General features: G+C 50.3%; 10 protein-coding genes. All 10 read left to right on the top strand.

Going from position 1 to position 21,517, the window contains the following annotated elements; genetic code table 11:
* The first annotated feature begins 8 nt into the window (after positions 1–8).
* The 10 genes from QZ311_RS04915 (at position 9) to QZ311_RS04870 (ending at position 21,501) form a co-directional block, all read left to right on the top strand.
* Positions 9–1,874 (top strand): TonB-dependent receptor, encoded by a 1,866-nt coding sequence (locus QZ311_RS04915; RefSeq protein WP_297064787.1) that lies wholly within the window; start codon positions 9–11, stop codon positions 1,872–1,874.
* 100 nt (positions 1,875–1,974) lie between these two features.
* A complete protein-coding gene (locus QZ311_RS04910) occupies positions 1,975–3,504 on the top strand; it encodes a hypothetical protein (protein ID WP_297064864.1) in 1,530 nt (509 codons plus the stop codon).
* A 10-nt stretch (positions 3,505–3,514) separates the two neighbouring features.
* Positions 3,515–4,951, top strand: a complete 1,437-nt coding sequence (locus tag QZ311_RS04905; protein ID WP_297064784.1) for an alpha-L-fucosidase — start codon at positions 3,515–3,517, stop codon at positions 4,949–4,951.
* A 61-nt stretch (positions 4,952–5,012) separates the two neighbouring features.
* Positions 5,013–7,556 (top strand): glycoside hydrolase family 95 protein, encoded by a 2,544-nt coding sequence (locus tag QZ311_RS04900; RefSeq protein WP_297064781.1) that lies wholly within the window; start codon positions 5,013–5,015, stop codon positions 7,554–7,556.
* 19 nt (positions 7,557–7,575) lie between these two features.
* On the top strand, positions 7,576–11,598 hold the full coding sequence (locus QZ311_RS04895; protein WP_297064778.1) for a DUF362 domain-containing protein: 4,023 nt from the start codon (positions 7,576–7,578) through the stop codon (positions 11,596–11,598).
* Between the two features lie 225 nt (positions 11,599–11,823).
* Complete coding sequence (locus tag QZ311_RS04890) at positions 11,824–13,674, top strand: DUF362 domain-containing protein (RefSeq protein WP_297064775.1); 1,851 nt, start codon at positions 11,824–11,826, stop codon at positions 13,672–13,674.
* Positions 13,675–13,738: 64 nt separating this feature from the next.
* Positions 13,739–15,109, top strand: a complete 1,371-nt coding sequence (locus QZ311_RS04885) for a glycoside hydrolase family 28 protein (RefSeq protein ID WP_297064773.1) — start codon at positions 13,739–13,741, stop codon at positions 15,107–15,109.
* A gap of 88 nt (positions 15,110–15,197) precedes the next feature.
* Positions 15,198–17,081 carry a glycoside hydrolase family 97 protein gene (locus QZ311_RS04880; protein WP_297064862.1) on the top strand — a complete coding sequence of 628 codons (1,884 nt, stop codon included), beginning with the start codon at positions 15,198–15,200 and terminating at the stop codon, positions 17,079–17,081.
* Positions 17,082–17,123: 42 nt separating this feature from the next.
* Positions 17,124–19,274 (top strand): TIM-barrel domain-containing protein, encoded by a 2,151-nt coding sequence (locus QZ311_RS04875; protein WP_297064769.1) that lies wholly within the window; start codon positions 17,124–17,126, stop codon positions 19,272–19,274.
* A 58-nt stretch (positions 19,275–19,332) separates the two neighbouring features.
* Entirely contained in the window at positions 19,333–21,501 is a 2,169-nt protein-coding gene (locus QZ311_RS04870) for an alpha-galactosidase (RefSeq protein ID WP_297064766.1), read from the top strand.
* Positions 21,502–21,517: the final 16 nt, after the last annotated feature.

The raw sequence follows: 21,517 nt of genomic DNA, 5'->3' as shown, positions 1-21,517 counted from the left end.
ACGTAATCATGAAATCACAGGTCATACTATCGGCGGCGCTGATGCTTGCATCGTCGGTTTCGGCTTCAGTTATTGAGAAAAACGACACGACCAATGTTCTCGGCGAAGTCGTCGTGCTTGAGACATCGGCGAAAGCACCGGTGGCACTCCTTCCGCTCGATGTGAAAATCGTAGGAGCTGACATTATCGACAACAGTACAGAAACCAATCTCCTCCCCGTGCTTCAAAATCGTATTCCGGGCATGTTTGTCACAGAGCGCGGTCTGGCAGGCTATGGTGTTAGCGGCGGAGCTGCCGGGACGGTAAATATTCGAGGTGTAGGCGGTGGAAATAAAGTATTGTTTCTAATCGACGGTCAGCCACAGTGGGCCGGAGTGTTCGGCCACTCGCTGCCTGACACATACGTGACCAACGATGTGCAGAAGGTCGAGGTGGTAAGCGGTCCGTCATCATTGCTCTACGGCTCGGGTGCGATGGGCGGTTCTGTCAACCTGATTACACGTCGGGCCATGCACGACGGTCTCGAAGGCTCTGTCCGCGCTATGGGTGGAAGCTACGGGACGCAGAAATATGGGGTGAAGGCCGGTTATCGGCATGGTGCTTGGAATGCATTCGCAGCCGCAAGCTATGAGTCGACTGACGGCAACCGACGTGGAATGGACTATTGGCTGTCGAACCAATACGCTTCACTGGGTTATACATCCTCCCGTCATTGGGAGGTCGGAGCAAATGTGATGTTGACAGAGACCAAGGCCGATAATCCGGGCTCTGTGGATCTCGCCATGCCGATTGAAATGTGGGCCAAGATGTTCCGTACCACGACATCGCTATTTATAAAGAATAATTATGATATATCTTCGGGCGGTGTGCAGGCTTACTACAATTGGGGTAAGCACAAAATTGACGATGGGTTGAAAAACGGTAAGCCACGTGACTATCTGTTCAATTCCAAAGACTATAATATTGGTGTCACAGCCTTTCAAACCATTCGCCCGTGGGACGGTAATGACCTGAGCGTAGGAGTCGACTTCAAACATTGGGGCGGTGAGGCATGGAATTCAGCCAAAGCCGATGGCAAAGAGAGTCCGATTACAGACAGGCATGTCAATGAAATCGGTGCTTATGCCATGATGCAGCAGGCCTTTTTCAATAACCGACTTAGCCTCAATGCCGGTGCGCGTATCGAGCATTCGTCGCAGTTCGGCAATGAATGGATTCCGCAGGCCGGGTTCATCTATCGTCCATGGTCGGCGTCGCGCATGAAGTTCAGCTATGGCAAGGGTTTCCGTTCGCCGAATATCCGAGAACTTTACATGTATGCTCCGCGTAATCCTGAGCTGATGCCGGAATCGATGGATAATTTTGAGGTTGAACTCCGCCATTGGTTTTTAGACAGCCGTCTGAACACAGGTCTGGCTCTCTACTACATCAACGGTGACAATATGATACAGTCGGTCATGGTTGACGGTGTCGCAAAGAATATGAATACAGGTAAATTCATCAATAAGGGATTTGAACTTGACGCATCCTTCGCCATAAACAGCGAGTGGAATGTGACAGCCAACTATGCCTATCTTCACACCTCGACCGATATTCTGGCCGCTCCTGAGCACAAGGTGTTCGGCGAAGTTGCATACTCTCCCGGCAACTGGCAGTTTACTCTCGATGCAATGGGAGTATGGGGTCTGAAGACAGAGAAAACAACCGAACACTACACGCTGCTCAACGCGCGTGTTGCCTATACATTCACGTTCAATAAACCCCTGACTCTGTTTGTCAAGGGTGAGAATCTGACAGCCGCAGACTATCAGATTAATTATGGCTTCCCGATGCCGCGTGCCACTGTGATGGCCGGTCTGGAATGGAAGTTCTGAGCAAATATCTAAGAGTAGCTATTCCGCGAATGGTCACTCAAATCTACAATTGTTTTATTTAACATTCTGAATCATGAAAACTCCGAAACTGTTTGGCGCTATGTTTTTAGCGTTTATGGCAATCGGCACGTTGACGGCTGATGCCCAGACCAAGATGCCGGCAGCATGGCAGTCATCGTTGGTGAAAATAACCGCCGACGGCAAGCTTGAATATATACCTGATGAGGAAGGCAACATCATTCCCGATTTCAGCCGCGTGGGCTATCATCACGGCGACAAAGGACTTCCTCATTTCTCGCCGGTAATCACCATTTCTCCTGTGGAGGGCGACAATCTTGCCCACATACAGGCTGCTGTCGACAAGATTTCACAGAGGATGCCTGATGCCAATGGTCACAGGGGTGTGGTGATGCTCAAACGTGGTGTCTATCCTATTTCCGGCTCTATCGTCGTCAGTGCAAGCGGTGTGGTGATTCAGGGTGAGGGAAGTAATATTGACGAGACACGTCTGATAGCGACCGCCCGTCAGCGACATCCGTTAATCAGGGTGTCGGGCGAAGGTAAGAGAGAGGAGATTCCGGGCACGCGTGTGCACATTACTGACTCGTTTGTCCCTGTCGGCACACATTCATTTCAGGTATCGGATGCAAGCGGTTTCCGTCCCGGTGACAGAGTCATCGTCTATCGTCCCGGCACTCAGGAGTGGATTCATGACATAAAAATGGATCAGATTGTGGAGCGTAAGGGCACTCGCCAATGGACTCCGAGAGAATATAATCTCGCCTTCGAGCGTGAGATAACGAAAGTGGAAGGCAACCGGGTTTATATCGACAATCCAATCGTCATGCAGATGTCGCACAAATATGGCGGTGGAGAGATTTATAAATATACTTTCGACGGACGTATTTCAGAAGTCGGAGTAATGGATATCTGTCTCGACTCTGAGTTTGAGGACTATGAGGATACGCAACACGGATGGATTGGCGTGCAGATCGACAAGGCGGAGAATTGCTGGGTAGACAATGTGACCGGTTTTCATCTCGGCTATGCCTGTGTAAGCTGCGAACGCAATGCAAAGAACGTTACAGTCAGGAACTGTCGCAGCTTGTCGCCGAAGTCGGTGATTACAGGTGGTCTGCGTTATGCCTTCAACAATATAGGCCAGCAGAATCTTTTCATAAATTGTCAGAGCCGTGAAGGTCGTCATGACTACGTGACCGGTTCGCAGGTTTGCGGTCCGAATGTTTTCCATAACTGCACCGCTACCCAGAGTTATGCCGACATAGGTCCGCATCACCGTTGGGCCGTCGGTACGCTGTATGACAATATTGTCACCGATGGAGAAATAAACGTGCAGGACCGAGGCAAAATGGGCAGCGGTCACGGATGGGCCGGAGTGACACAGGTGTTATGGAATTGCCATGCCGGACGTGTTGCCGTACAGAGTCCGTGGGCTTCAGGTAAGAATTATAGCATAGGAACAAAAGCCGAACGTTATTCAGGAGTATTTACCGACCGTCTTGACGGTGAGTGGGAGGGCGAAAATGAAACAAATGTTTTCCCGCGCTCGCTATATCTTGCTCAGCTTTTGGCACGCAAGAACGGTGATTTGTCAAACCTTATCAAATAGAAGATTCATCATGAAAAAATTATCATTCATATTAGCTATATTAACGATTTTGACTTCATTCTCCTGCAGGGCGGAGACTAAAATTTCGCAGGAGGAAAAAATGCAATGGTGGCAGGATGCCAAGTTCGGCATGTTTGTCCACTGGGGGCCTTACTGCCTCTACGGCGGTGTCTACAACGGGCATAATCAGCGCCGTGGTGGCGCGGAATGGATTATGAACCGTTGTAAGATACCCGTGCGTGAGTATCGCGCCAAAGCAAGTACGTTCAATCCTGTACGTTTCAATGCCGATAGTCTTGTGCTGACGGCTAAAAATGCAGGCATGAAATATCTTGTGTTTACTACCAAGCATCACGACGGTTTTGCAATGTTCGGAAGCAAGGCGAGCAATTTCAACATTGTCGACTATACTCCTTTCGGACGCGACATAGTCGATGAGGTAGTGGATGCATGCCGTCGTCACGGACTGAAAATCGGGTTCTACTATTCGCAGTCGCAGGACTGGTGTAATCCCGGTGGAAGCACGGCCCGAAAGGAGATGAAAGAGGGCTGGGCCAACCGCGACTCTGTCGAAATCGACGAATATACGCGTATTCATCATGGTGCATGGGATGAACTACAGACAATAAAATCGTTTAATGAATATTTCTATGACGTTTCTTTACCTCAGATAAAAGAACTGCTCGAGCGTTATGGCAACGATCTGGGTGTGATTTTCTTTGACACGCCTCAGGCAATCACCAAGGAGCAGGCTTCAGACATGATGAAGGAACTGTCGAAATATCCCAAGGTGATTGTCAACGACCGTCTGCGCCGTCCTGACTTTCCCGGAGACTATAAGACACCGGAAGGAAGAGTCCCGAAAGCCGAGGATATCGAGGGCATCTATTGGGAGACATGTATGAATATCGGTAGTTCGTGGGGCTATAAGAGCTGGGATAAGGCATGGAAATCATCTCAGACGATTCTGCGCAATCTGCTTACCATATCGTCGATGGGTGGAAACTATCTGCTTAATGTTGGTCCTGATCCGTATGGAGAGATTCCTGCCGAGGCACGCCAGTGTCTTGACGAAGTTGGACGATGGCTTGCAGCAAACGGTGAGGCTGTCTATGGCACTCGCCGCAGCAATATCGCTACAGAATGGGGCGCATGTATCCGTAAGGACAACGGCCGTAACACCACGTTGTATCTCTGCGTTTTTGACCGTCCCGAATCAGGCAAAATCTCGCTCAACACATCGCTCGGAGGCCGACGCGCCACCATGCTTGCCGATGGCTCCCCTCTTAAATTCTCTTCGCGCAAGGGTGTGACAGAGATTGTGCTTCCTGAAAAACTGACCGATTCGGTGGCTACTGTGATAAAACTTGAACTTAAAGGCCGATTGCCACAGGAAAAACTGGTGTCAAATTCTGAAAAAGTCTTTAAGATTGTCGATGCCGACTGACCGGGATTGTAAGTGATTTCATAAAGTGTAGAAACGCTTGTTTTATTAGGACTCTATGGATTTGAAAAAGAGATTTGTTCTCCTCCCGATATATGTAGCAATGGTTTCCTGTTCTACCACTGCGGATAGTGAAGGATTGAAACTATGGTATGAATCTCCTGCCTCCAAATGGGAGGAGGCTCTGCCTTTGGGCAACGGCCGCATCGGTGCTATGGTGTTTGGCAATCCTCTTGAGGAACTTTATCAGCTCAACGAGGAAACGTTATGGTCAGGAGAACCGACTGACCGAAATAATCCTAAAGCAAAGGCAGCACTTCCTGCAATCCGCAAGGCTGTCAATGACGGGGACTATGCTTTGGCACGTCAATTGTGGAAGGATAATGGGCAAGGCCCTTATACAGCACGCTATCTTCCGATGGCCGACATGCGTATTTCAATGCGTCCGACAGGCGAACCGGTCGATGTCTACAGGGAACTTGATTTATCCACAGCCACAGCTACGGTAAGTTATCAGGTTGATGGTGTAAGGTTCAAACGCACATCGTTTATCTCTTATCCTGATCAGGTAATGGTGGTGCGTGTCAATTCCGACCGTCCCGAATCAGTATCTCTCGACCTCTCGATGAGCAGTCAGCTGCATTATAGTTTCAGTAATGCCGGTGGCGAGTTTCTCTCTCTCGTAGGTAAAGCACCAATCTATGTCGCCAACCGCGATTATGACCCACGACAGGTTGTGTATGACGAAAGCGGTGACTCGGGCATGAATTTTGAGGCCCGTGTGAAGGCTTATGTCGATGGTGGCCGTGTGACTTATGGCGACTCGACCATTACGGTGACAAATGCCGACGCAGTGACGTTTGTTATGTCTGCATCCACTGACTATGCCGGATTCAATAAGAAACCCGGAGCAGACGGAATCACACCGACAAAGCGAAATGACGAAATTTTCAATAAAATTTCAGGCAGAACCTACGATAGTCTTCTGGCTGCGCACATTGCCGACTATCGCAATCTTTTCGACCGTGTTAGCCTTACGCTCGGTAAAGGCGACAGTCGATATGAATCATTGCCGACCGATGAGCGTCTGCGTCGCTTTGCCTCCGATGACTCTGACACCGGTCTGGTGGAACTCTATTATCAGTATGGCCGTTATCTGACCATTGCCTCATCGCGTGCCGGAGGGCTGCCGTCGAATCTTCAGGGAATATGGAATCGTCATGTCCAGCCGCCGTGGGGTTCGAATTATACGGTAAATATCAATACTGAAATGAACTATTGGCCTGTTGAATGCACCGGGCTCTCGGAGTGTTTTGCACCTTTATCTGATTTCATATCCGCTCTGTCTGTAAACGGGGCAGAGACGGCTCGCACGAACTATGGTATTGATTCCGGTTGGCTGGCACATCATAATTCCGACGCATGGGCTCAGACATCGCCGACAGGTGGCTATGCCGATGACCGGAAAGGTGCGCCGAGATGGTCATGCTGGCCTATGGCCGGGGCTTGGTTCTGTCAGCACCTTTGGGAGCATTATGCTTTTACGGGCGATGAAAAATATCTGCGTCAGACAGCCTTCCCGCTGATGGAAGGTGCTGTGAAGTTTATGCTTGAATGGCTGCAGAAAGATGAATCAGGCTATCTTGTGACCAATCCGTCGACATCTCCTGAAAACAGGTTTATATATACCGATTCAGAGGGAGTCAGAAAGGAAGGGGAAGTGGCCAAGGCCTCGACGATGGATATGGCCATAATCCGCGATTTGTTTACCAACTATCTTCAGGCTTCATCAATTCTTGGTCTGGATGGCGTCGGAGGTGATGTCAGAAAAGTGCTGTCGTCGCTCTATCCTTTCCATGAAGGTCGAGAAGGGCAGTTGCAGGAGTGGCATGCCGATTTCGAGGATCAGGACCCGGAGCACCGCCATGCGTCGCATCTGTTCGGCCTTCATCCGGCCAAGCAGATTCTGCCACGGCGCGATGAGCAGCTCGCTGCGGCTGTCAAACGTTCGTTGCAGCTTCGTGGCGACGGTGGCACGGGCTGGGCAATGGCATGGAAAATCAATTTCTGGGCTCGTCTTGAGGATGGAAATCATGCCTATGAAATGTTGAAAAACGGGTTGAAATATGCCGATGAAACCGAAGTGGCCACAAAAGGCGGCGGAACATATGCAAACCTTTTTGATGCCCATCCGCCGTTTCAGATCGACGGTAATTTCGGAGGCACAGCCGGAATAACCGAGATGCTTCTCCAGAGCCACGGCGGTGAGCTGTTCCTCTTGCCGGCTCTTCCCGATAAATGGAAGTCGGGTTCTGTCAGAGGGCTTCGCGCACGTGGTGGATTCATTGTCGATATTGACTGGAATGACGGTGAGCTGACCCATGTCAGGATTCATTCGACGCTTGGTGGTAACTGCCGTGTCAAGAGCCGGAAAAAGTTGAAAGGTAAGCAGGCAACAGGTATAAACCCGAATCCGCTCATGTTTGTTCCGGAATCTCCTGAATTTATAATCAACAGCGAGGCTGATGGCAAACGGGCTACACTTGATTTAAAAAAGACATACACGATAGACATAGCAACTGAAAAGGGAATGACTTATGAATGGTAAGCACTGTATATCTCTGTTTATGGCATTCGGCCTGTCGGCGCTTGCTTCTCATGCCGTCGACGGACGAGCTTGGCGATTTTCATCTGATTCATTGTTCGTGGCGCAGGGCACGACTTACAGATACACCGTCGACACGCCTGAAGGAGAGGGACTGACGACGACAACACCGAATATCGGTGAGCTTCTGTCGGGAATCAAGACAGACAGAGGCAATAAATATCGTATTGTTGACAGAGAGGGCAATCCGCGTCTGACATCTGCACTGCCGGTCAAAGGAGACCGCTTGCAGGAGCTTACACCGGCTGGTAAAGTTGTCAGGGAATATGGCATAGGTCTGAAAAGCGAGGCGCTTTCGTCACGTATGGTTCTTCACAGCGACAGTCTGCGTGTGGGGGTGACATCTGATGTGACACTTGATTTTTTTGCCGGGCAGCGTTCGCCAGATGTTACGGTTGAAATTCTGTTTCCGCCAGAACTGTCCGTGACTCTTGACAATATGACGGTTGATGTGATAGGTCGTGGCCCGGTAGTTGTGCGGAATCTTCCGCAGCAGTCAGTCGGCCGGACCGGTACTGCATATAAATATAAACAGGTCGGTGAGTCCGAATTGATTCAGTGTGGGAAGGAAGGCACGTTGCTACGGTTGATGGGGCTTGACTTTCGTCCTGAAAACGGACCGGATTTGCGACTCGTGGTCAAGGGACTGAAAATCGACAGGGTTGGGAAGTATGAAATCAAGGCTTCTTACATAGCGTCGCAGCCTGAAAAACTTGCGAGTCCGGTAGTGTCGGCCACATTGTCGGGTGTGAAAACCGTAGCCGATTTCGCTCGTCAGCCAATGCGTCGCGGAGGTTACTGCGGGAATACAGACTTTTCATGGACGGTGTTTTCGTGGAGTCCTGTTGATACTAAGGGTACAATCAAGGTTATGTGTTCGACAGACAAGGGTCGCACATGGAATGAATGGGCCGACAAGCGTCTTGAGGCTGAGGATGGCGAAGTGCTCGTCAACCGGCTTGCACCTGATAAATTGTATGCCTTTAAACTTATCATACCTGATGGGCCGTCCGAAGGAGAATCAAATATTGCGTGGTTCTACTCCGGCGCGTTCAATCCCAAGGCATTCGGAGCTAATGGGGATGGCGTGAGTGACGACACCGATGCGCTCAACCGTCTCATAAGCTATGCAGGAGAACTGGGCGGAGGTGTGGTAAGGTTTTCGGATGGTACATTTCCTGTGCGCACACTGCATTTACAGAGTAATGTGTGGCTTCATGTCGACAGCAGTGCCGTCATCAGTGCCCTTCCCGGAGCAGACGCTCCCGAAACAACATGGTTCAGTGACCGCGCTTACAGATCGGGGCTTTCACCGACAGACCCGCGTCCTTACGCCGATCCGGAGAACTATATGACCAAGCAGGATGTAGGCCACACGTATTTCCATAATTCAATGTTTTTCGGTGAGCGCATTGAGAATGTAAAGATTATCGGTACAGGACGCATTACAGGCGCAGGCAACATTGTGACCGGCGACAAGGTGATGAACAATGCTCCTGAAAAGCGCTGCGACAAGATGTTTACCTTCAAGCTCTGCAAGGATATTGAAATCGGCGGAGTGGAGACCGGTCGCGATATGTGGTATGACGAAAAGCTCGACCTGCCATATTATATCGAGGGCGACCGTCATGTCTATGAGGATACTGCGATGCTGCATATCGACCAAGGAGGCCATTTTGTGCTTCTGGCCACAGGAACTGACGGAATCTATGTCCACGACACATGGTTTGGAAAACACTGCGTCGCCAATGCCCGCGACATTTATGATTTCATGGCCTGCAATGATGTGCGCGTCACAAATATCTATTCAAAAGTAAGTTCCGATGACATCGTGAAGCCCGGTTCGGACTGTTCGCTCGGTTTCACCCGTCCGGTGTCAAATTATATGGTGAGAAATATCGTCGGTGATACCAATTGTAACCTGTTTCAGATTGGTTCGGAGACAGCCGACGATATAAAGGACCTCTACATTGATAATATCTATGTGCTTGGTGCAAACAAGGCCGGATTTTCGATTTCGACCAACGATGGCGGACATGTGGCAAATGTCTATCTCAACAGCGGAAAGACAGGGCCGATTCACTCGCGCTCGGTGATGAAACGCACTCGTGCACCGTTTTTCATATCTATATCCAATCGTGGACGCGTACTCGGCGCGGAAGTGAAAAAATTTAGCTTCATGGAGAATGGTGTGGAGCGCAACGAGCTGCTTGTGACCAATTCGAATATCGGCCGTGTTGAAAACATCAACATCAGAGGTGTTGACATTTCGGAAGTCTATGGCGGATCATCATTCCGCAATGAGCGTTGGAAAGATTATGACGGTTCTCAGAACGAGGCAGCCGCAATCATTGCAGGGTTCAAGCTCCCTGACGATGAGGCGGTGAACGGTGGACTTGGTTTCCGTATGCCTGACGGCCGGCATACCGGCTATGTTAAGGATGTGGCATTTTCGGATGTGAATCTCACGGTCAAAGGTGGCCATTCGAAGGACGATGCCGAGGCCGTCCCGCCGGAAATAGGTGTTGGCCGTTATAATGTAGGCGATTTAAAGATACAGCCCGCCTACGGATTCTGGTTCAGGCATGTCGACGGAGTGAAAATGGAAAACATTTCTGTAAAGGCTGAGAAAAATGATGGCCGTTATCCGGTATATTTCGACGATGTTGCCAATGCTGATGTCTGTGGACTTGAAGTGATAGGCAATGCCAACCGTCGCGAACCGGTGGGGGTTGTCAGGAGTCGTGATATCAATGTCAGCGTAGCTGGACAGTCCGGGCCACGTATGGCGTGGAGTGCCAATCATCCGATAGGCGATGCAGTCGGCATACATCCCGGCAGAGTTGTGTGGAGTCACCGACCCGGAGCAGCCACTTGGAAGAAAGGCGAAGGCCGGTGGTCGGACGACACATGCAACAGTCAGGAGTCGACTGACGCGATGATTACCGACGTGCTGACATCGCTGACCGGCGAGGCTGACGAGGCTATGGCATGGAAAGCTCTGTTCAGATATTTCAATCAGACTCACGGCCGTGGAAAGCGTGAATACAAGAAAGGTGAGAAAATTGCAGTTAAACTTAATCTGAATAATACCTTCGAGTATTCCGACAACGAACAGCTCAACGCATCTCCCCATCTGACTCTCTCTCTTCTCCGAAGCATGGTCAACGAGGCCGGAATTCCGCAGGAGTGCATCACGCTGTTCGACGCAAGCCGTTTCATGACCGATGCGCTTTTCAACAAGTGTCATAATGAATTTCCCAATGTCCATTATGTCGACAACGAAGGTACACAAGGCCGTGAGAAAGCGACCTATACGGCCGATGCGATTCCATATTCGGCAGACAATGGACGGCTTGCCCGCGGTCTGGCTGACTGTGCTATCGAAGCCGACTATCTCATAAACGTGGCACTCCTTAAGGGACATGGCGGACAGGGAGTGACGCTATGCGCCAAAAACTGGTATGGGGCGACTGACATCAACCGCAATTTCCGAAAGAATCAGCACAACAATTTCAATCAGGACCGCGGTGGCAAACCGCGCTACATGACCTTTACCGATTTCATGGGTCACAAAGATCTTGGTGGAAAGACAATGCTTTTCCTGATTGACGGGCTATACGGGTCGATGGATGTAAATGGCGCTCCCTCCGGAAAATGGAAAATGCCACCGTTCAACAACGACTGGCCGTGTTCGCTCTTCGCCTCGCAGGACGGTGTGGCTATTGATGCAGTGGGACTCGATTTCCTGACTTCTGAATTTCCGTCGATGCCCGATGTTGATTATTGTGACATGTATCTCGTCGAGGCTGCGCTTGCCGACTGTCCACCGTCAGGTACGGTCTATGATCCCGAGCGCGACGGAACGCGACTCAAAAGTCTCGGAGTATTCGAACACTGGAACAATCCTGTCGAGAAACTCTACAGCCGGAATATGGGGCGCGACTATGGGATAGAACTTATATATGTAAACAGCGATAAATAATCTGTGTCACAATGGCTTGAATTTGGTAATGCTCAAATTCAAGCCATTGTGACATAATAGTTGAAGTATTTGGAATAATCCTTAAACAAGGACGGGTATTATTGATTTTATCTTTGCATTATCAATCGTGGCAAGTTCACAGATTCTAATTGTAATCAGATAATAAAATCAATAAGCGTGGAAAAAATAAATTTATTCAAGACACTTGCATTATCGCTGGCCTTTATGGCAGCATCACCTGTCGTGGCACAGCAGACTCAGCAAGACGACCTCGGAACAGACATGGGGCTTTTCGCTCCGACAGATCTTCCCAACACTCCGATGGGTGTGGCTCAGGGCATTCATCCCGGACGTGTCGCATGGGCCTATGACTGCAAAGCAGCAGCATGGGACGGTAAAAAAGGGCTTTACTCAGATGCAGAAAATAATAGTCAGACTCGTGTGGACGACATGATGGAAGGAGTTATTATGGCTCTTTCCACCATGTCCACTCCAAAGGAGGCATGGAATCAGCTGTTCTGCACATTTAACGAAAAGAAAGGCCGTGGCTACATAGGCTATAAGCCCGGTGAAAAGGTCGCTGTAAAAATCAATCTCAACGACAACGGCGGCTCTAACATCATAGATGCCACTCCGCAGTCAGTGCTGGCGCTTCTCCATCAGCTTGTCGATGTGGCAGGAGTGCCGCAGGAATGTATCACAATCTACGATGCCCAGCGCAGAGGTATTTCTGCTGTCTACACCTATGTCGAACCTCTCTATCCGAATGTGGTCTATCAGAACTGGGGCGGTTTTGTCCCGGATGTGATTACATATTCGAGTGAAATCACCGATGCCGGGGCGCGAAGCCTTGCGAAAGCTGCCTACGATGCCGATTATATGATCAATATGGCTCTCATGAAGCGCCATTCGCAGCCAACCGACAAATGGCGTGACGGCGCCGGTCAGACAGGCATAACCTGCACAGGCAAGAACCAGTTCGGTTCAATCGGAAATGTTCCGCCGCTCCACTTCTCAATCCGCGACTGGTCGGCCAAGCGTGGAATGGGTACTTATAACAGCATCGTTGACCTTATGGCTCATGAACGTATAGGCGGAAACACCCTGCTCTATATTGTCGATGCCATGTATGTCAATCCAAAACACAACGGCAAGGCTGTGAAATTTCAGCGTGCTCCGTTCAACAATGGCTGGACTTCGAGTTTCCTTGCGTCGAACGACGCGGTTGCTGTCGAGTCGGTGGTGCTTGATTTTATCTTCTCTGAATTGCCTCTGGCTGCAAATGCCGACAATTTTCTTCACGAGGCAGCCAACATCGGCAATCCGCCTTCAGGAATCAAATATGTAGACAGTAATCTGAAGAGCCTTGGTGTTCATGAACACTGGAATAATCCCGACGACCGTCAGTATAGCCGTAACCTCGGCACTGGCGACGGCATAGAACTCTACCGTGTGGCGCTCGACGAAAAGCGTCCCGCCATCGAGGCTTTTTATGCTGACCGCAACGTTATCGAGAAGAAGGGTAGTGCCGTCATCAGCTGGAACACTTCAAACGGCTCAAAGGTGACACTCAATGGGAAAAAAGTCGATCCGAAGGGCGAAATGACCGTGAAACCGGGCAAGACCACAGCCTATCATCTCGCTGTGACCGGCACTGACGGCCGCACAGCGACTCAGGATATGGTGGTCAAGGTTGTCGAGCAGATGAGCTCTTACAGTCCGGATCAAGCCAAGATAGAGGGAACGTTTATTCTTAACGAAAATGGACACCTTGCTCTTTCGGGAGAGCGCAGTAAGGCGCGCAACATCGCCACATGGAATGTCACCGTCCCCAAAAGCGGTACATATCTTCTCAAATCGGTCTATACCGGAAGTGACCCTGCACCGGCCTATATATTTGTCAATGGCGATAAGGTGACCGAAAACTACGGATGGCTCATATCCCTCGGAAAAACACCTCGCGAATATTATTTCCCGGTCTACTTCGAAAAGGGTACGTCAGTGCTACAGCTTGAAATGCCCGGACGCCGAGGAAATGCAATTCACAGCATTGGCATAGTGAAAGAGCTGAAATAATATTCTTTCACTCATCAACATCTCAACATCTGAAAAACTTATCTCAATCAGACCACGGGAAACAATGAAAAAGCTAATATCAGTAATATTTTCACTCCTGATTTCCATAGGATTTAGTGCGGATGCAGCCACATTCAATGTCAGGAAATATGGAGCGAAGGGCAATGGAAAACGTCTCGACACGACAGCTATTCAGAAAGCGATTGATGCTTGTACGGCTGCAGGTGGAGGCACGGTCATAGTTCCGGCCGGCACATATCTGTCGGCAACCATTGAGCTGAAAGACAATGTCAATCTTCATCTCGAAAAGGGGGCTGTGATACTCGGCACGACAGACTATAAGGCATATAGAAATCTTGACCCGTTCACCGAGGGGCTTGGTATTGATGTCGGAACGGCGCTTATGGTGGCTGTCGATGCGAAAAACGTTTCGCTGACAGGCGAAGGCGTGATTGACGGTCAGGGTTCAGCGCTTAAGGAACGTCACATCAAGGAGGATACCCGCCCCGAAGGTCAGCGCTGGGGCATGCGTCCATTCCTGTTGCGCTGGGTCCGTTGCAATGATGTCACAGTCAAGGATGTGACATTGAAGTTTGCCGGAGCATGGACCTCGCACTATTTCCGCTGCAACGACGTGACGATTGATAATGTGACTATCCGCAGTTTCGGAGTGGCTCACAATGACGGAATCAATATTGACGGTTGCAGCCGTGTGCGCATCAGCAACTGCGATATCGTCAGCGGTGACGATGCTCTCTGTTTCAAGACAACCTCGGCTCAATCAGGTTGTAATGATATTGTGGTCACCAATATGCGCTTAAAGTCAAATCAGGCCGGAATAAAGATGGGCACAGAGTCAATGGCGGCGTTTGAGAACATAAAGATTTCCAACTGTCATATCTATGATACGAAAAACGGTGGCATAAAACTTTTTTCGGTCGACGGAGCGAAACTCCGGAACGTCGAAATCAGCGACATCACGATGGAGGAGGTCAGGACTCCGATGCTGTTCCGTCTCGGTTCGCGCCTGAGCGTGTTCCGCAAACACGAGGATGAGCGTCAGCCTATAGGGCTGTTTGAAAATGTCGTCATACGTAATGTCAACGCTGTCGCTGCCGACAATGCCCAGCTCGACCCGCCTTCAGGAATACTTATCACAGGTATCCCGGGGCATTACATAACCAATCTTACGCTTGAGAACATACACATACGTCTTCTTGGGACCGGAACTGCTCAGGACGCGCTCTGCAAAGTGCCCGAAGCGGAAGACCAGTATCCGGAAGTCAAGACTTTCGGACCGAAAATACCGGCCTACGGTGTATGGGCACGTCACGTGCGTGGTCTGAAACTTAAAAATGTGACTTTTGACCTCAAGAATCCTGATGCGCGTCCTGAAATAATCTGTGAGGACGGAGATATGGAAATTTATAGATAATCAACGTGAGAACACCATTGTAATAGACATGAAAATATATTCAGATATAAGAACTTTAAGTCTTGTTGGCGCTATGGTGGCAGGGATTATGACGCTCTCTGCCGAGAGGCGTGAAACAATGTCGCCTGATGGTAAGGTGAGATTTGTGACTGAAGTTACAGACGGCGGTCAGTTGCAGTATTCAATCGTTCATGACGGTGTGGAGATCATGCAGCCGTCTAAACTTGGAATCGTCAGACATGGCGTGAATCTCGGTGCTGATGTAAGGCTGACAGGTGAGAAAAAAGAGTCGGTCGACACGCCTTACATTCTGAAATCAGGAAAACGGCTTGATACGCGTGACAGATGTGAACAGACCACCTATAGTTTCACCACTTCATCCGACGATAAGTTTAACCTTATTGTCAGGGTTTACGATGACGGAGCAGCTTTCCGTTACCGTCTTCACGGTCCGGTAGGTGTGAGCGATACACTGCAGGCTGAGCTTACGGAATTTTCAGTTCCCACCGATGGCTATGCGTGGATTCACCCATATGACTGGAACGAGCGCCACAAACCGAGTTATGAGCAGTATAGCAAAAATCATATAGACATCAATACCCCGTCGCCTCATGACAGAGGCTGGGCTTTCCCGATGCTTTTCGAACTCAATGCCGGAAAGTGGATGATGATTACTGAAGCGGCTATCGACGGCACGTATCCTCCGACACATGTCGATAACTCGGGAGCAGCCGGATGCTACAAAATTCGCTATCCCGAAGCTGATGAACCGGTCATTACCGATGACAATCGTCCTGTTTCGAAATATCCTTGGTTGACGCCCTGGAGGGCTGTGATTCTGGGTGATGAGCTGAATGATGTGTTCTCCACACAGATGGTCGCCCATCTTAATCCGCCGTCGGTAATCGGTGAGGATTCGTGGGTCAAAGCCGGACGTGCGGCATGGAGCTGGTGGTATGATGGACGATCGGTTCGAAGTTACGATACCCAGATTCAATATGTGGATTTCTGCCGTGATATGGGCTGGGAATACTCGCTCATTGATGCCGGCTGGCAGTCAATGGATAAGGATGGAGTCGAAGGGGTGGTCAAATATGCCAATAAAAACGGAGTCGGCATCTGGCTTTGGTATCATTCAGGTGCAGGACGTGGCGATGAGACTCCTGTCCATCACCGTCTGATGTCTGACAGCAAGCTCCGTCGGGCAGAGCTTGAACGTATCAGCCGCATGGGTGTCAAGGGTATAAAGGTTGACTTCTTTGACACAGACAAGCAGCGCATTTCGGCTCTATATCCGCAGATTCTTAAGGATGCGGCTGATTTTCATCTTCTTGTTGACCTTCATGGCGCGACACTTCCTCGCGGTTTTGAAAGGACATATCCCAATCTGATGACCACCGAAGCCATACGCGGAGCAGAGACCCTCGGCCGTCAGGAACGCTGTGAACGGGCTGCCGAACACAATGCGACCGTACCTTTCACGCGCAACGTGGTCGGTTCGATGGACTATACGCCTGTGACATTTTCTAATAAAATCCGTCAGGGAGTCCCGGCAATACGCCGCACTTCGATGGCTCATCAGCTGGCTCTGGCAGTGGTGTTCGAATCAGGTTTCCATTGCTTCGCTGACAGGGCTGAGGCATATAAGGAACTGCCGAAACTACCGAAGGAATTCCTGAAAAAAGTGCCTGCCGCTTGGGATGAGAGCCGCCTGCTTGCCGGTTATCCGTCGGAATATGCAGTAGTCGCACGACGTGTCGGCACTGCTTGGTACATCGGAGGCATCAACGGCAAGAATGAGGCAAGGGAAGTTTCGTTCAGACTTCCGGAAGATTGCGTCGGTAAGAAATTCACTCTGATTACCGACGGCGCTGACATCAATTCGTTCGGCTACCGGACGGTTAAAAAGTCGGGAACGGAGCTTTCTGTCAGGATGCTTGGCAACGGTGGATTTGCCGTGGTGATTGAATGATACTTCATAAAAGAATTACCAAATATAAAATATAGTAACGATATGAATATAAAGAGATTGTTGGTCTGGACTGTGTGTATGGCCGGAATACTTTCGCTCAAAGCGGGAATAAACTGGACCGAGGTTGAGCCGGGAGTATGGAAAGGAATTGTCGGCACGCCCGAAGACTATTCGCTGCTTTCGGCTGCCGGCTGCGAGCCGTCGCACGACGGATTCACCCGGATGCCGGATGTCGATATGCCTGAGCTGGCCGACCGGATTGTCGGTGAGGTGACCGACGGAAAGACCAGTCTGAGAATACCTCTGACAAAGAAAGAACAGCTCTATGGTTTTGGACTTAATTTTCAGACAGTCCATCAGCGTGGCAAGATTCTCAACCTCCATGTCGACCACTATGGTGGCAAGGATACAGGACGAACTCACGCGCCTGTGCCGTTCTATATTTCGAGCGCAGGATATGGAGTGTTTATCAATTCCGCCCGCTACCTCACGGTCTATGCCGGATCCGGCGCTCGTAAGGACAGCCCTGATGCTCCTGTCGCAAAGGATAGGAATACCGATAAAACATGGGCTTCACGTCCATACTCCGATGCTGTTTCCGTGATGATTCCGGCCGGAGGTGTCGAGGTCTATCTTATCGCCGGCCCTACACCGATGGATGTTGTACGCCGTTACAATCTTCTTTGCGGAGGTGGCACTTTGCCTCCACGCTGGGGACTCGGTTTTACCCAGCGCACACAGAAACTCTATGACGCAGCGCAGGTCGAGCACGAAGCCGACGAATTTGAACGCATGGGCTATCCGCTCGATTTCATAGGTCTTGAGCCGGGATGGCAGAGCAAGGCTTATCCGTGTACATTTGAATGGGACAAAACCCGCTTCCCGGATGCTTCGGCCTTCGTTAAGCGTATGCTTGACAAGAAAGTGCGCATCAATCTCTGGACAAATCCCTATGTGTCGCCCGAATCTGATATTTACGGAAAGATGTATCCCGTGAGCGGCTCACACACGGTCTGGTGTGGTATTGTGCCGGACTTTGCCGACAGCCGTGCGCAGGAGATATGGAACGACAAACTTGAACGCGAGCACATCAATATTGGTGTCAGCGGATATAAGATTGACGAGGTTGACGGCTATGATTTCTATATCTGGCCTGATGTGGCCACATTCCCCTCGGGAGTGAGCGCCGAACAGATGAGACAGACCTGCGGACTGTGGGTGCAGCGCACTACGGCCGATTTGTATAAGAAACGTAATCAGCGCACGTTTGGACTTGTCAGAGCCTCTAATGCCGGAGGCAGCTCACTCCCATATGTGCTCTACAATGACTACTACAGTCATCAGGATTTCATCACGGCGCTTATCAATTCCGGATTCAGCGGAGTGCTTTGGACTCCGGAGGTCAGAGGCTCGAAGTCGGGCGAAGAGTGGCTGCGCCGTTTCCAGTCGGTAGTATTCTCACCAATGGCGATGATCAATGCGTGGGCGAGTGGCACTAAACCGTGGTCATTCCCCGAAGTTGCCGAGCAGGTCAAGGAATATTCCATGCTTAGAATGCAGATGATGCCTTATTGGTACACGGAATTTGCCCGCTATCACTACGATGGCATTCCTCCTTTCCGCGCCATGAATCTTGAATCCGGTTTCAATCCTGACGATGCAATCAAAACCGAGCTGACATCCGGAAATCTCGAAGATAATCCTTATCTCGAAGCTGTCACCAAAGAAATCAAGGACCAGTATATGGCCGGTGAATACCTGCTTGTAGCTCCGATGTTTGTGGGACAGACTTCGCGCAAGGTCGTGCTGCCCAAAGGCGACTGGTTTGATTTCTATACCGGCCGATATGCAGGCAACGGTGAGACAATTGAAGTGACACCGGGGCTTGACCGCATACCGGTGTATGTCAAGGACGGCGGTATAATCCCGATGATGTCACCGCGGCTTCATGCTCCCGCAGCCGGTGAGAAGGTTGATATTGAAATCCGTCATTACGGCAATGCCGACGGTGCATACCGACTTTATGACGACGACGGCGAGACATTCAACTATGAGAAGGGCGAGTTTTCATGGCGCGACATAAAGGTGGAGCGTCAGAAAAACGGAAAATTTAAAGGCTCGATTTCAAAAGCCGTGCGCGGTAAGCCTGATTCGGTAGGCAAAGTGTCGTGGAAATTCATGACTGCCGAATGATGTGGCTATCTGAGCAGATTAAAGATGATAAACCAATAACCATGATAAATTATTTACAATGAATAGATTTTTTACACTGCTTGCTTCCACTTTTGTGTTTGCGACAGCTTCGGCTCATTCGGTCCCGGAGTCTCAGAGCAGGACCATAGAAATGGTGGCCGATAATTTAAAATTGACACTCATGGTGGGCGACGACAATCGTCTCTACCAGCTTGGATTCGGAGATGCGGATAAAACGGTCGCTATTCCCGATAAAACGCCTGCGCGTGAGATGGAGTTTCTTCCGGCTTATGGCAACGGAGTCATTACAGAACCTGCCATTCAGGCTACACACACGGATGGTAATACGTCGACCGACCTTCACTACGTGTCGCATAAGTGCGACACTCTCTCGAACGATGTTACCCAGACAGTGATTTCACTGCGTGATCCGGCCTACAATTTCTTTGTTGATGTCTATGTGAAATGCTATGCCGGTTCGGGCATGATGGAGATATGGAACACACTCCGTCATGACGAGCGTGGTGGCAAGGTGGTGCTCTACCGCTATGCTTCAGCATCGCCTTTGCTGAAGTCAAAGGAGTACTGGCTGACACAGTTCAACGGCAAGTACAAACGCGAGGCCACACTCGAAGAGGAACGTCTCGGAGAAGGCATAAAGATTCTTGATTCAAAACTCGGCGTACGCGCTTCGCAATATCGCATACCTTCATTCATGCTTGCCTTTGACCATGCCGCGCGTGAGCGCGAGGGCGAGGTGTTTGCCGCCTCCCTCAGATGGTCGGGCAGTTTTCAGCTTGCATTTGATATGGATTGGAACAAGTCGCTGCGTGTGATTACAGGCATCAATCCTCTCGGTTCGCAATATTATCTTGAACGCGGAGCTACATTCACCACTCCTGCCGTGCTCTGGACCTACAGCCGTAACGGTAAGGGTGAGGCCAGCCGACGTTTTCATCGCTGGGCTAACGACTATGCCGTAAGGGATGCCGCAAAGGCGCGTCCGGTGCTTCTCAACAACTGGGAGGCGACTCACTGCGATTTTGACGAAGAGCGTCTTGTCGGGCTTTTTGACGGAGCACGGGAAATCGGTGCTGAACTTTTCCTCCTTGATGACGGATGGTTTGGAAACGGCGAATTTTCACGTGATGACGACAAACATGGCCTCGGTGACTGGGAAATTTCGACCAAAAAGCTTCCGCGCGGACTTTCATATCTGGCCAAGGAAGCATCGAAACGCAAAATCGGTTTCGGTATATGGCTTGAACCTGAAATGGTCAATCCCAACAGCGAGCTCTACAACCGTCATCCCGAATGGATTATCACCCAGCAGAAACGCGAACCGATTCTCGGCCGTCATCAGGAGATTCTCGATCTGACCCGTCCTGAAGTGCAGCATTTCGAATGGCAGGTGATTGACAATACGCTCCGTCCCAACCCCGGTGTGTCATATGTCAAATGGGATTGCAACCGCTACGTGACACAGCCCGGTTCTCAGTATCTTCCCGCACACGAACAGAGCCATCTGCTTGTCGACTATAACAATGCGCTCTATCGTCTGATGGACCGTTTTGCCAAGAATTATCCCGATGTCACAGCTATGCTTTGTGCCGGTGGCGGCGGCCGTGTCGATTACGGCGCGTTGCAGTATTTCCATTCGTTCTGGCCGAGCGACAACACCGACCCGCTCGGACGAATCAAAATCCAGTGGGGATTCGGCCACTTTTTCCCTGCAAGCACTATTGCAGCCCACGTGACACGCATGGGCAAACGTCACCTTAAAATGGCGATTGACGTTGCTCTCAGCGGAACTTTCGGAATTGACCTCGCTCTCGATAAGGCAACACCTGAGGAACGCAGACAGCTGGCCGATGGCGTGAAACTCTATAAGAACGGCATCTGTGACCTCGTGATGTATGGTGAACTTTACCGACTTGTGTCGCCCTACGAGACACCGCTCGCGGCGATGAGCTATGTATCGAAGGATAAGAAAAAAGGTGTGGTCTATCTCTATCAGACCGAGGACGGCAATGTCCCGGTTGTCAAAATGGACGGTTTGAATCCTGATTCACGCTATAAGGTGAAGGAAGTCAATCTGCCTGCCGGAACAGCACCGCGTTTTGCCGATGCCACCCTTACAGGCAAGGAACTTATGGAAAAAGGCCTTTCAAATCCGCTGACAGCGCAGTTTGACAGCGCAGTGCTTCAGCTCGAAAATATTGATTAATAATTATCCCTGTGAA

Origin of the sequence: uncultured Duncaniella sp., from assembly GCF_910578445.1 — a bacterium.
Classification (GTDB): Bacteria; Bacteroidota; Bacteroidia; order Bacteroidales; family Muribaculaceae; genus Duncaniella.
Note: the sequence above shows the minus strand (reverse complement) of the source record. Positions and strands in the feature narration are given on the sequence as shown.

Excerpts from the sequence above, each read along its gene's own strand:
- QZ311_RS04910 (WP_297064864.1), top strand. The coding sequence starts at position 1,975 with ATGTTTTTAGCGTTTATGGCAATCGGCACGTTGACGGCTGATGCCCAG.
- QZ311_RS04915 (WP_297064787.1), top strand. The coding sequence starts at position 9 with ATGAAATCACAGGTCATACTATCGGCGGCGCTGATGCTTGCATCGTCG.
- QZ311_RS04870 (WP_297064766.1), top strand. The coding sequence starts at position 19,333 with ATGAATAGATTTTTTACACTGCTTGCTTCCACTTTTGTGTTTGCGACA.
- QZ311_RS04895 (WP_297064778.1), top strand. The coding sequence starts at position 7,576 with ATGGCATTCGGCCTGTCGGCGCTTGCTTCTCATGCCGTCGACGGACGA.
- QZ311_RS04880 (WP_297064862.1), top strand. The coding sequence starts at position 15,198 with ATGACGCTCTCTGCCGAGAGGCGTGAAACAATGTCGCCTGATGGTAAG.
- QZ311_RS04885 (WP_297064773.1), top strand. The coding sequence starts at position 13,739 with ATGAAAAAGCTAATATCAGTAATATTTTCACTCCTGATTTCCATAGGA.
- QZ311_RS04890 (WP_297064775.1), top strand. The coding sequence starts at position 11,824 with ATGGCAGCATCACCTGTCGTGGCACAGCAGACTCAGCAAGACGACCTC.
- QZ311_RS04905 (WP_297064784.1), top strand. The coding sequence starts at position 3,515 with ATGAAAAAATTATCATTCATATTAGCTATATTAACGATTTTGACTTCA.
- QZ311_RS04875 (WP_297064769.1), top strand. The coding sequence starts at position 17,124 with ATGAATATAAAGAGATTGTTGGTCTGGACTGTGTGTATGGCCGGAATA.